Here is a 13,632-nt window from a genome sequence, read left to right as displayed (position 1 = left end):
ATGTTCACTCCTTAAAACTAACATAATAATAAGGATTTCTACATAAACCTTTAAAATCCTTTTTTACTTGCCTGTGTCATTTTTATGACGTAGTGCCAAATCAACAACTACACTCGATATATGATTTGCATCATGCCTAATATAGTTATTTTTTATTTCTATCAAATTCTCTTCTATAGCTTTTACCCCCATACTTTTTAAACATTCCTTTTGATCTTTATCTAATAATACTTGTGTAGCACCATCATTTTGATATATTTCAAATATATCTTTAGGTAATACTTCATTATTAGCAATCACATAATCAAGTATGTTTTCTTTAGTATGCTTTACTATAGAGTTTACATGATCTAATACATTATAATTATCTGTTTCTCCTGGCTGAGTCATTATGTTAGATATATATACTTTAGGAGCCTTAGATTTCTTTATTGCGTCTACTACTCCTTCTACCAATAAATTTGGTATTATACTTGTATATAAACTTCCTGGCCCTATAATAATTATATCAGCATTTGCAATAGAATTGATTACTTCATCCAAAGGTTTTACGTCTACTGGATCTAAGTATACCCTTTCTATAGTACTTTGTTGACTTTTTACTTCTTTAGGTATAATAGATTCTCCCTTAACCTTATTTCCATTTTTAAGTTGAGCAATTAGCTTTATATCTTCTAATGTTACAGGTAAAACTCTACCTGTTATAGCAAATATTTCACTCATTTTATATACAGCAACTTCAAAATTGCCATATAAACCATTCATGGCTGCTAAAAATAGATTTCCAAAACTTTGACCTTTTAAAGCACCTTCTGTAAATCTATATTTCATTACCTCATCCATAGTAGGTTCTATATTTGCAAGAGCTAATAGACAGTTTCTTATATCTCCTGGTGGTAACATTCCTAAGTCTTCTCTTAAAACACCAGATCCTCCTCCATCATCTGCAACTGTAACTATCGCTGTAATGTTTTGTGTATAGTGCTTTAATCCTCTTAGGAAAACTGATTGACCTGTTCCTCCTCCAATCACAACCACATTAGGCCCTAAGTCATCTTCATGCCTCATCCCATTAAATAAGCGTGATTTTTGTTTTATTACTTTTCTATATAAGAATAGAGATATTATCAGCGCAATCCATCCTGTTACCCCTATTACTATAAATACACTTGTCATTTTGTCCTCCATATTATCTCAACATAGAGTCTCTATGCTTTTTAATCACTCTATATCCTTTATTAATTAACTCATCATATATAAGATTTGATATAGTCACGGATCTATGTCTTCCTCCTGTACACCCTATACCTATTACTAAATGTTGCTTTCCTTCTTCGATATACTGAGGAACTAAGAACTGTATCATATCATTTAGCTTACTGAAAAATTCTTCACTTATGTTTGAATTCATTACATAATCCCTAACCTCTTGATCATCACCTGTTTTAGGTCTTAATTCTTCTAGATAATATGGATTTGGTAAAAATCTAACATCAAATACTAAATCACAGTCTGCTGGTATTCCATGCTTAAACCCGAATGATACTACTGATATAGTTAATTTATTATTTTCTTCACCTACACAATATATTTTTCTTATTTCATCCTTTAAATCTTTAGGCTTCATATTAGTTGTATCAATTATACAATCTGATATTTCTTTTAATGGCTCCATTATCGTTCTTTCCATTTTTATACCTTCAGGTATTTGCACATTTCTTGATAACGGATGATTTCTTCTTGTCATCTTATATCTTTTTAATAAAACATCATCTGAACAATCTAAGTATAACATTTCATACTTATAATTTTCTTTTTTTAAGTAATTTAAACTTTCATGAAGAGCTTCAAAGAATTTTCTTCCTCTTATATCTATCCCAAGCGCTACTTTATCAATGCTTGAGTTTGGTTGATAGCAAAGTTCTGCAAACTTAGTTATTAGTGCAGGGGGCAAATTGTCTACACAATAAAAGCCCATATCCTCTAAAGCTCTCATTGTTTCACTTTTTCCTGATCCTGAAAGACCTGTAACTATTACAAATTTCATATATACTCCCCCTTAATTTATAATTTAATATTTTCTACTAATGATAAATCTAGGTTAGCTTCTCTTATGTTTTTCATTGCTAACTCAAAGTTTCCTACATTTTCTGGTCTATGTGCATCTGAGCCTATAATAAATTTATTTCCTATATGTTTAATTTGCTTTAGCTGGCTTGCATTTAAGTAACTATGGCTACTATTTATTTCTAATCTAGTATCTGTATCCTTGGCTACTTTTGCAATTTCTTCAATATATACCTCACCTTTATCTCCTGGATGAGTGATTATAAATATATCATTATTTTTCATAGCATTTATTATAGCTTTAGTATTATACTCTTTTGATTTTTCATTCTTTAACACATAATTATTACAATGGTTAAGCATACTTTTTAAAGATGTTGGCGTTGATCCAAAATGATAACCAGCCATTACATAATCTAGTAGCCTAGAAACTTCATCATTTATATCTATATTACCACTTTCATCTAATATATTGCACTCCATACCTAAAAGTATATCTATATTAGAATATTTGAGATTTAATTTATCGACTTCTTCTCTCATCTTATATATATCTTTAATTTTAACTCCATAAGTTAGATGTTTATAACTATGATCAGATATACCTATTGTCTTTATTCCTTTAGATATGGCTTCTTTTACGTTATCTTCTATTGTTCCTTTGCCATGACTATACACTGTATGTGTATGATAATCCGCTAGTATTTGCATTGTTAATCCTCTCCAAGTATTTTAACTTCTTCCTCAAGCATTATTCCAAATTTTGCATTTACTGTGCTTTTTACTACATACATTAACTCTAGTAAATCTTTAGCTTTTGCATTTCCTAAGTTAACAACAAATCCACAATGCTTTTCAGATACTTGAGCACCTCTTAATGTTAATCCTCTTAGTCCACTATCTTCTATTAGCTTTCCTGCGAAATGACCCTCTGGTCTTTTGAATGTACTTCCTGCACTCGGTAAACTTAATGGTTGTTTAGTAACCCTTCTTTGTGTAAAGTCCATCATTGTAGCTTTTATTTCTTCATAATTTCCTTTTTCTAACTCTACCTCTGCTGATAGTACTATATAATCTGTTTTTGAAAGTATACTTCTTCTATACCCAAACTGCATCTCTTCATTTGTAAACTCAAATATATTTCCATCAGTGTCCATTAATTTTACTGATCTAACTATATCCTTCATTTCTCCACCATAAGCACCGGCATTCATCGCTAAAGCTCCACCAAGTGTTCCAGGTATACCAGCTGCAAACTCGAATCCTTTTAATTCTTCTCTAAGAACAGCTTTACCAACTACTGAAAGTAATGCACCTGCTTGAATTTTAACTTTATTCCCTTCTATTTCAAAATGATTGAAATTGTTAGATATTTCTATTACTACACCTCTTATTCCACCATCTTTTATTAGTAAATTTGACCCATTTCCTATAATTAAATATGGAACGTTTTCTTTTTTTATTAACTTAATTATATCACTTAATTGTTTTTCAGTTGTTGGTTTAACTAATATATCTGCAGGACCACCTACTCTAAACGATACATGTTTTTTCATAGGTTCATCTATCTTTATGTTTTCCTCATCTACTATATTTAATAAACATTTATATATATATTCCTTATTCATATATTTCCTCCTAGTTTATACTATTTATTCATTATTTATCTATATTAACTATATTATTAATTTCATCTATTTATATATAATAATGTATTAAAAAAAAAATAACAATATAAAAAGCCTTTAATATAAATTAAAAAAGCGTTGATATAACTATATCAACGCTTGAATTTTCTCTTTAATTTGTACTAGTTGCTTTTTGCTTTTTTAAATAACAATTATGATACATATAAGGAACAATTATCCCCCCGCCTACAATATTTCCCAATGTAACAACCGCTAAATTAGTTATTAACTGGGCCATTGTTACTTTAGCACCTAACATCATTCCCATTGGAATAAAAAACATATTTGCAACGCTATGCTCAAATCCACATAAAACAAATAGCATTATTGGGAACCAGCAAGCAAATATTTTTGAAATTATATCTTGTGCACCTGTAGCCATCCAAACAGATAAAACAACTATCATATTACATAGTATTGCTCTTAAAAACATTTGTGTAATTGTAAGATTTACTTTAGCTTCTGCTACACCTATAGCTTTAGTAGCAGCATCACCTGTTAACGTTGCTGAATAAAATATTACTAGAACTAATAATAATGAACCTATAAAATTTGCTATGTACACGAGTCCCCAGTTTCTAAATACTTTACCCATTGTTATTTTCTTTTCCATAACAGCTAAAGTCATTAAGTTATTTCCAGTAAATAGTTCTGCTCCACAGATTACTACTAGCATAAGTCCAACTGGGAAAATCATTGCACCTGCAAATCTTGCAAGTCCTGCATCAATTCCTCCAAGTGTTTGAGTTACTAATATGTTTCCTAATCCTCCTAAGCCTATAAAAATACCTGCAAGAATTCCTAATAAGATACAATTTTTAGCTGAGAAATCAGCTCTTTTTGTATTTACATTTACTATGGCACTTGCAATTTCCCCGGGTGTTAACATTCTTTTGTCCATAATTCCACCCCCAAATTTATTTATAGATAAGCTTGCAAAAATATTATAACACCGTTTTCCTATATTTTGGTTAAAAATCCAGTTGTATACATTAAACCTTTTTAAGATTTTATGCTATATTTAGTTTATTAATTTTAAAAAATTTGTATTTTTTTATAAAAACTATTTAACATAAGTTTAGCTGTTTATTGTATACAAACTTAGTTTTTTATTGTATAATTATCTCTGTTGTAGTTTTCGACAAAAATATTCATATAATGAATTTATATGAATTATGATATTATATTTTATATTTTAAGGAGGACTTTTATATGTCAGATAAAAAGATGCTTATGCCTGCTGAAGTTGCTGAATACACTGTTAAAGCTGGTATAAAAAAAGCTAATACACCTACAAAGCAAGTTTTAGCTTCTGCTTTCTTAGCTGGTGCTTATATAGCATTCGGTGCTTTAGGATCAATAGCTGCTGCTTATAATTTATTAGCTAATCCTGCTACTTACGGGTTAGGAAAAATGGTTGCTGGACTTATGTTCCCTGCTGGACTTATGTTTGTTTTAGTAGCTGGTGCGGACTTATTTACAGGTAATATACTTGTTACTTTAGCTGCTTTAAAGAAAAAGGTTACTTGGGGTCAAACTTTTAAAAACTGGGCTCTAGTTTGGATTGGTAACTTAGTTGGTGCAGTACTTGTTGCTTACCTTGTAAGTTTATCAGGTGTATTTGATTGGAGTAATGGATTATACGGTGGTGTTGTAGTTAAAACTGCTGTTGGTAAACTTGGATATACATGGGTTGCTGCTATAGCATCTGGTATATTATGTAACTGGATAGTTTGTGCTACTGTTTGGATGACATACGCTGCTAAAGATGTAGCTGGAAAATTATTAGCTGGATTCTTTGGTATATTCTTATTCGTATGTGCTGGATTTGAGCATAGTGTTGCAAATATGGGATACTTATTCGCTGGATTCTTCAGTAAATCTAACCCAGCATTTTTAGATGCTGCTCATAAGACTGCTGCTGATGCTGCTGTTATAAACTTACCAAATATATTTGTAAATAACTTAATACCTGTTACTATAGGTAATATATTAGGTGGAGCGGTATTTGTTGCTGGTGTTTACTACTTCATATTCCTTAACAATAAGGAAGAAAGTTCAGCTCAAGAAAAAAAAGCTGCTTAATTTATAAATAAAACTTAAATAGTTATTTCAAAAGGATGAATTATGACAATATTTCATCCTTTTTTATTTTATATTTTTGTGTAAAATAATATTTATTTAATTTGTTTCTTGACTATTTATCGCGTTTAAATTAATATTAATGTATTTATTGTATATTAATAAACAAGGAGGTCATACATTGATAGACTTATCTTTTTTTAAAGGTTCTGGCTATGAAATACTTGGTACAGCTGTGTACCTAATTAACTTTTTAGTTATTTTGAATCTTATTTTTAGAGAGAAACGTAGTATTGAAACAACGGTTGCTTGGATACTTATTTTAAGTACTATCCCAGCTGTAGGATTTATTTTATACTTTAGTTTTGGAAGAGGAATTTCTAAGGACAATATGTTTAAAATAAAAGAGGCTGAAGATAAAATAATAAAAAATAACATTTTAGATACTCATGTTAAGCTAGAATCTGCTAATGAATTTGAACCAAATGTAGCTAATCATAGAGATATGATTTATGCATTAGCTAATTCAAATAACGCTCATTTTACTGATAATAATACAATTGATATTTATCCTGAATCTAGTGAGTTTTTTGATTCCTTATTAGATGAGCTAAAAAAAGCTAAAAAATATATAAACATACAATTTTATATCTTTAAAGATGATGAAATAGGAAATAAAATTCTAGATATTCTTTTGGATAAAGTTAAAGAAGGTGTCGAAGTAAGACTTTTATATGATGCAGTAGGCAGTAGACTATTTTCTGATAAGGCTATTCTTAAATTAAAAAAGAATGGTGTAAAAGTGGGAGCATTTTTCCCTTCATTTATGAAAATTGTTAACTTTAACTTAAACTATAGAAATCATCGTAAAATAGTAGTTATAGATGGAAATGTAGGTTTTGTAGGTGGTAACAATGTTGGGGACGAATATTTAGGTAAAGATTCTAAATTCGGTAATTGGAGAGATACACATCTTAGACTCACAGGTGACTGTGTAAGAGATTTAAATATACGATTTATATTAGATTGGAGATATACTACTAAAGAGAATTTAGAGTTAGATAAGTATTTTAATGATGATTGTTGTATAACTATGCAAGCTTCATCTTCTACTTCTAATAATGTTGGTGTTCAAATAGTTTCTAGTGGTCCTGATATTACTGAATTAGATGAAATAAAATATGGATATATTAAAATGATTCAAGGTGCTAAAAAATATGTATATATACAAAGCCCTTACTTCATTCTAGATAGAACTCTTACAGATACTTTAAAAATAGCTTGTTTATCTGGTGTTGATGTAAGAATAATGATACCTTCTAAACCAGATCATCCTTTTGTTTATTGGGCATCTTGCTCATACGCTGGAGAACTGCTTAAGTTTGGAGCTAAAGTGTATACTTATGATCAAGGATCTTTCTTACATGCTAAAACAGTAGTCATGGATGATGCTATATGCTCTATAGGTACAGCTAATATGGATATAAGAAGTTTTGAGCTTAACTTCGAAGTTAATGCTTTTATGTATTCTTCTGAGGTTGCTAAAAAACAAAGATTAATATTCGAAAATGATATATTAAATTCTAAAGAAATGACTTTAGATTTATATAACTCAAGACCTACTAATATAAGGATGAAAGAATCTATTTCTAGACTTTTATCCCCTGTATTATAATAAGATATCCTTTCACTTATATATATTTAAAGTATATAGTGAAAGGATATTTTTTGTTATAAATTACTTAAATTCGTTATTGAAGCTTTTCTTTTATTTTTTATATTTTCTTCTAAATTTTCTACTATTTTAAAAGCTTGAGTTGGACATACCCTTTGGCACGCAGGACCATCTGGTGATGAAATACATAAATCACACTTATTAGCTACCATTTTTTCTACACAATACAGTTTTTCTTTATCAAAATTTTCTATTACTGCAAAATCTATAGCACCTATAGGGCATGCTAACATACATGTTTTACATCCTACACACTTCTCTTCATCTATTTTAATCACATTATTTGATTTGCTTATAGCATTATTAGGGCATACATTTAAACATGGAGCATCTTCACAATGTCTACACTGTATAGGGGCACTTACTTTATTAGTCTTTATTACTTCAAGCTTAGGGTTAAAATTTATATCATCTGGATTTTGATGAAATATATTTTCTTTAGAATGTTCTACAACACATGCTACTGTACAAGTTCTACATCCTATACATTTGTTAGGATCTGCTATTACAAAATAGTTCATATTTATTTAATCAACTCCTTCTTTATACAATATTTAGTATGTAAAAGGTCATGTGATTTTTCGCCTAATGGCTCTCCTAAATATTCATTATACATCTTTTGAATTTCTAAATTCTCATGTGATTTTCTTGTTGGTAAGCTTTCATCGTGACTATAAGTTGACTTAATTCTATTTTCATATGCTGCTAATCTATACTCTTCTAGCAATACTTTAGGCTGACCCCCGCCACTTACACATCCTACTGGACAAGTCATTACCTCTATGAAATCTAAATTTAGATTTCCAGCTTTTAATTTCTCAAGTACTGGGATTACATTTTTAAGCCCTGTTACAACTCCTACTTTTAAATTAAGATCTCCTACTTTTATTTGTTTTTCTCTAAAGCCCTCAGTTCCTCTAACTTCTACTACATCTACACTTGGTATACTTTTTTTAGTGATAAGCTCATATCCTGTTCTTATGGCAGCCTCCATAACACCACCTGTTACACCAAATATAGTACCAGCTCCACTATATTCACCTAAAGGTGATTCAAATTTCGCTTCTTTTAGATTTTTAAAGTCTACATCCATATCCTTTATTAGATAAGCTAACTCTCTAGTTGTTAAAACTATATCTACATCTTTGTACCCACTAGAATTCATTTCTTCTCTATCACATTCAAATTTTTTACAAGTGCAAGGCATAATAGATATACTACATATATTTGATGGATCTATATTATTAATTTTTGCTCCATAAGTTTTAAATACTACCCCTGCCATTTGTTGTGGAGATTTACATGAAGATAAATGATTTGTTAATTCTGGATAGTTATCTTCCATAAATTTAACCCACGCAGGACAGCATGATGTAAACATTGGTAAGTTCTCTTTGTCTGTTACCCTTTTTATTAACTCTGTACCTTCTTCCATTATAGTTAAATCTGCTGCAAAGTTTGTATCATAAACTCTATCAAATTTTAATGCTTTTAATGCAGATGCCATTTTTTCTGGTGTTAATTCTCCCAAATCATATCCAAAATCTTCACTAAGTGCCACTCTTACAGCTGGAGCACATTGGACTATAGTAAAAATATTTGGATCTTGTAGTGCTTTTTTAACCTTATCTACATCACATTTATTGTATGCTGCAAACATAGGCTCTTTTATAATTGCTGGAATTTTTCTTTCACTTCTTTTATTATCCACAAATTCAATACTTTCATCTATTATAGATGCATACGACTTGCATACTTGTACACACTGTCCACATATTATACACTTATCAACATTTATTTGTTGTGGTTTTCCCTGAGCTCCTTCAATTGCATCCACAGGACAGACTTTAATACATTCTCTACATCCTGTGCACAAATCTTTATCTATATCAACTATCATAAACGCTCCCCCTTAACTTATTTTATTTATTCGCCATTAGTAAACTTGCTGCTGCTTTTCTATTTTTAGCTTTTTTATCATCCATAGGTGTAACTAGTTTTAGGGCTTGTTGTGGACATGCGTTTACACAAGCTATTTTTTCTTTGTCCTTACATAAATCACACTTATATGCTACTTTATTGCTTTCTTTTAATGCTGTTTGCTCAACCTCTTCTCCGTCTTTATATTGAGGCAGTAAATCTATCGCTCCAAAAGGACATGCAACTAAACATGTCTTACATCCGATGCACTTTTCTTCATTAACCATCATGACATTATTATCTTTTTTAATTGCATTTACAGGACATGTATTTAAGCAAGGAGCATGCTCACATTGTCTACATTGTATTGGCATATAAAACTTTTCATCTTTAACTAAATACAGCCTAGGTATTACCGGTGTTTCTACTGTTCCAACTGTATACCCAATGTTATTCTCTTCGTTGTGAGTTGCAAAACATGCAAGTTCACAAGATCTACATCCTGTGCACTTATTTGGGTCTGCTATTACAAATGAACCTATTTGATTTTTCATATTCCCCTATTTCCCTTCTTAAAAGTATTTAATACTTCTCTTTAAACTTTAATTAATACTCTCTGAGGATTTGTATAAATATTCATTCTTTCTCCTCTTACAAAGCCTATAAGAGTTATATTTAATTTATTTGCTAGTTCTATTGATAAGTTCGTAGGTGCTGATTTTGATATGATTACAGGTATTTGCATTTGAGCTGCCTTAAGCATCATTTCTAATGAAATTCTGCCACTTACTAAAATAATTTTATCTTTCAAGTTAATACCTTCTAATATACAATGTCCTATAGCTTTATCCATTGCATTATGTCGTGCTACATCTTCACAAGTTATTACAGCCTTGTTTTGATTAAATATAGAAACACTATGTACTCCTCCGGTATCTTTAAATAATTTAGATGAATTTAAATTTTTATCCATTATTTCATATATAGTCTCTATCTCTATATTAACATTGCCATTTGATACCTTTTCACATTCTATATAGTTTAATGAATTTAAAAATATCATTTCTTTATTTAAATTTTCATGTTCTTCATTAGATATTTCTACATTTACTATTGATTCTAACTCATTGATTTCTATCTTTTTAATATTATTTTTATTTTTTATATAACCTTTAGTTGCTAAAAAGCCGACTATTAGCGGTTTTATATCTCTTGGTGTACATAAAAACGTGCTATGATAGTTTTTATTTAATATAAGGCTAAGTGGGTATTCTCCTATTATATCTTCTTCTATATGCTTTAAATTTTCTTTTTCTATTTTAATAATTGACTTCTTATATAAATCCTCATATTTATAATGAGTTAAAATATTTTTCTGATTTTCTTTTTGTAATTGTTGATTTTTAAATATAAAAGATTCTATAAATGATACTATTTTTTCTATATTATTTAAATCTAAATTTAATATACCTTCAACATTTTCATCTGTTGCTAGAGCAAGAAAAGTTCCTTTTTTAAACTTTTCATCATTGAATAAAAATTTATTATCTACTGATTTTCTATGTACTTCAATCTTAGGAAAATTATTGTTTTTGAAACCTTCTGTAAAAATAATATCAACATCATTAAATAATTTAACAATATTATCTATTCTTTCTTCTTTATTTAACAATTTCATTAATGCTATTTTTTCCTTTGATGCTAGTACAACTTCTTGTGCTCCAGCTTGTGTAAATTTATAGCTATCCTTTCCCTTTTTATCTACTTCAAATTTATGAGCATCATGCTTTAATGCACCTACTCTATAGCCTTTTTCTTTAAATTTTTTTATTAATGATTCTACCAGAGTTGTTTTTCCCATTCCTGATTTAGTAGATACTATTGATATAATGATCTTATCTGATGTTGGATATATATTTTTCATTTGTCTTATACCTTTCTAGTAGTTTCTATGTCATTTTCAATAATTTAAGCATTTTCAATAAGCATTTGTTTTCTTATTTTTATATACTCATCTTTAATAAATTGTTCTGCTTTATCTTGATCTTCTATCTTTTCAACTTTTATTGCACAATACTTATATTCCGGTGTTTTAGATATTGGATCTAAATTAGCTATTGTTAGTTCATTACATGCACCTATCCACCACTGATATGTCATATATGTAGCACCTTTATTAACTCTATCTGTCACTAATGCTCTAGTTACTACACTTCCTCTTCTTGAACTTACCCTTATAAGTTCTCCATCTTCAATACCTAAATTAGTTGCATCTTCTTCATTTATTTGAAGATACCCTGGTTCATCCTCTAGCTTAGCAAGAGCTCTACAGTTACCTGTCATAGTTCTTACAGAATAATGCCCTACTTCTCTTACCGTACATAAACTAAACGGATATTCATCATCCTCAACTTCCATAGGTGGTCTCCATTCTGTTGCAAATAAATTCGCTTTTCCACTTGGAGTTGAGAACACTTCACCTTCATATAAATACTTGGTTCCTTTATCATGTTCACCTTCATCCCTACAAGGCCATTGAACACTTCCTTGAGCTTCCATTTTTTCATATGTAGCTCCTTTAAAACTTGGGCATAAATTTCTCATTTCATCCCAAATTTCTTTAGTATTTTTATACTTCATCGAATATCCCATTGCTGTTGATATGTCACAGATTATCTGCCAATCTGTTTTAACATCACCTTTTGGTTCTACAGCTTTTCTCATTAACTGGAATCCTCTATCTGCACAAGTATAAACCCCATCATGTTCTCCCCATGAAGTAGCTGGTAAAACTACATCTGCATGAAGTGCTGTTTTATTCATAAATATATCTTGTACAATTACAAATTCTAACTCATCTAGAGTTTCCCTTACCTCTGCTGCATCTGGGTCACTTTGGACTGGATCTTCTCCAAAAATATAGTATGCTTTAAGTTTATGTTCCTTAAGTACTAGATGTGGAACCTGAGTTAAACTATAACCATTATTCGGAGATAATTTCACTCCCCAAGCATTTTCGAATTTTTCTCTTACCTTATCGTCTACTACATTTTGATAACCTGGATATACATTAGGAAGAACTCCCATATCACAAGCTCCCTGTACATTGTTTTGTCCACGAACTGGACCTATACCAACACTTTCTCTACCAAAATTACCCGTAAGAAGTGCAAGTGATGCTAATCCCTTAACAACATCTACAGCTTGGCCAAATTGAGTTACACCCATTCCATAAAGAATCATAGCATTTTTAGCCTTTGCATATTCTCTCATAGCTTTTCTAATTAAATTTGCTGGAACTTTTGTTATTTTTTCAGCATATTCAGGTGTATATTTTTTTACAATTTCTTTATATTCTTCAAATCCTACTGTATTTTGTTCAACAAATCTTTTATCATACAACTCTTCTTCTATTAATACATGTCCAAATGCATTAACTAAAATCATATTAGTTCCACCTTTTATAGGTAAATGTAAATCTGATATTCTTGCTGACTCTGTAATTCTAGGATCTGTTACTATAATTTTTGCTCCTTTTTCTTTTGCTCTTACTATTCTTCTTGCAACTATTGGATGTGAGTCTGCTCCATTATATCCAAATACAAAAAGCAAATCACTATTTTCTATTTCTGGTATAGAGTTTGACATTGCTCCATTACCTAACGAGTAAGCCAGACCGGCTACTGATGGTGCATGTCAAACACGTGCGCAATGGTCAACGTTATTTGTACCAATTGCAGCTCTCATAAATTTTTGCATTATATAGTTTGCTTCATTTCCTGGACCTCTTGCTGAACCTGTTCCCATTATGGCATCTGGTCCATATTTTTCTTTTATTTCACTCAATCTAGATGCTGTATAGCTTATTGCTTCATCCCACTCTACTTCTTCTAATTGTCCTTTTTTTCTTATCATAGGCTTTTTTAATCTAGAAGTTAAAATTTTAGGATCATTTAAAAAGTCCCATCCATAGTGTCCCTTTAGACACAAATTACCTTCATTAGTTCTTCCATTTGCGGGTTCTGCTCTTACTATTTTATTATTTTCTACTACTAAATATAGTTGACAACCAGCACCACAGTAAGGACAAACTGTTAACACTTTATTCTCCATTGACAATCCTCCCCCTCAAGTTTTTTG

General features: G+C 30.1%; 12 protein-coding genes. 2 read left to right on the top strand and 10 right to left on the bottom strand.

Translation table 11 applies throughout. The features are described from left to right. Window positions 1-63: 63 nt before the first annotated feature. From NWE74_RS13105 to NWE74_RS13085, 5 genes are all read right to left on the bottom strand, one after another. Window positions 64-1,176, bottom strand: coding sequence for a gluconeogenesis factor YvcK family protein (locus NWE74_RS13105; protein ID WP_258243450.1), 1,113 nt, complete (start codon window positions 1,174-1,176; stop codon window positions 64-66). A gap of 13 nt (window positions 1,177-1,189) precedes the next feature. Continuing rightward, window positions 1,190-2,047: an RNase adapter RapZ gene (gene rapZ, locus NWE74_RS13100; protein WP_258243449.1), complete on the bottom strand. Its 858-nt coding sequence runs from the start codon at window positions 2,045-2,047 to the stop codon at window positions 1,190-1,192. A 17-nt stretch (window positions 2,048-2,064) separates the two neighbouring features. Further along, window positions 2,065-2,778 carry a PHP domain-containing protein gene (locus tag NWE74_RS13095; protein WP_258243448.1) on the bottom strand — a complete coding sequence of 238 codons (714 nt, stop codon included), beginning with the start codon at window positions 2,776-2,778 and terminating at the stop codon, window positions 2,065-2,067. 2 nt (window positions 2,779-2,780) lie between these two features. Further along, window positions 2,781-3,695 (bottom strand): UDP-N-acetylmuramate dehydrogenase, encoded by a 915-nt coding sequence (gene murB / locus NWE74_RS13090; RefSeq protein ID WP_258243447.1) that lies wholly within the window; start codon window positions 3,693-3,695, stop codon window positions 2,781-2,783. A 172-nt stretch (window positions 3,696-3,867) separates the two neighbouring features. Next, window positions 3,868-4,656, bottom strand: a complete 789-nt coding sequence (locus NWE74_RS13085) for a formate/nitrite transporter family protein (RefSeq protein ID WP_258243446.1) — start codon at window positions 4,654-4,656, stop codon at window positions 3,868-3,870. A 311-nt stretch (window positions 4,657-4,967) separates the two neighbouring features. Here NWE74_RS13085 and NWE74_RS13080 point away from each other — a divergent pair, with 311 nt between their 5' ends. Beyond that, entirely contained in the window at window positions 4,968-5,840 is an 873-nt protein-coding gene (locus NWE74_RS13080; RefSeq protein WP_258243445.1) for a formate/nitrite transporter family protein, read from the top strand. A gap of 178 nt (window positions 5,841-6,018) precedes the next feature. Next, complete coding sequence (cls, locus tag NWE74_RS13075) at window positions 6,019-7,512, top strand: cardiolipin synthase (protein ID WP_258243444.1); 1,494 nt, start codon at window positions 6,019-6,021, stop codon at window positions 7,510-7,512. Between the two features lie 56 nt (window positions 7,513-7,568). Here cls and NWE74_RS13070 read toward each other — a convergent pair whose 3' ends face one another. The 5 genes from NWE74_RS13070 to fdhF are packed head-to-tail and all read right to left on the bottom strand — an operon-like array spanning window position 7,569 to window position 13,605. Further along, window positions 7,569-8,093: a 4Fe-4S dicluster domain-containing protein gene (locus NWE74_RS13070; RefSeq protein ID WP_258243443.1), complete on the bottom strand. Its 525-nt coding sequence runs from the start codon at window positions 8,091-8,093 to the stop codon at window positions 7,569-7,571. 2 nt (window positions 8,094-8,095) lie between these two features. Beyond that, window positions 8,096-9,472, bottom strand: a complete 1,377-nt coding sequence (locus NWE74_RS13065; RefSeq protein WP_258243442.1) for a [FeFe] hydrogenase, group A — start codon at window positions 9,470-9,472, stop codon at window positions 8,096-8,098. 22 nt (window positions 9,473-9,494) lie between these two features. Then, entirely contained in the window at window positions 9,495-10,046 is a 552-nt protein-coding gene (locus tag NWE74_RS13060; RefSeq protein ID WP_258243441.1) for a 4Fe-4S dicluster domain-containing protein, read from the bottom strand. 41 nt (window positions 10,047-10,087) lie between these two features. Further along, window positions 10,088-11,416, bottom strand: coding sequence for a formate dehydrogenase accessory sulfurtransferase FdhD (fdhD, locus tag NWE74_RS13055; protein WP_258243440.1), 1,329 nt, complete (start codon window positions 11,414-11,416; stop codon window positions 10,088-10,090). A 44-nt stretch (window positions 11,417-11,460) separates the two neighbouring features. Next, window positions 11,461-13,605 carry a formate dehydrogenase subunit alpha gene (gene fdhF / locus NWE74_RS13050; protein WP_258243439.1) on the bottom strand — a complete coding sequence of 715 codons (2,145 nt, stop codon included), beginning with the start codon at window positions 13,603-13,605 and terminating at the stop codon, window positions 11,461-11,463. Between the last annotated feature and the right edge of the window lie 27 nt (window positions 13,606-13,632).

Origin of the sequence: Romboutsia lituseburensis, from assembly GCF_024723825.1 — a bacterium.
Lineage (GTDB): Bacteria > Bacillota > Clostridia > Peptostreptococcales > Peptostreptococcaceae > Romboutsia_F > Romboutsia_F lituseburensis_A.
Note: the sequence above shows the minus strand (reverse complement) of the source record. Positions and strands in the feature narration are given on the sequence as shown.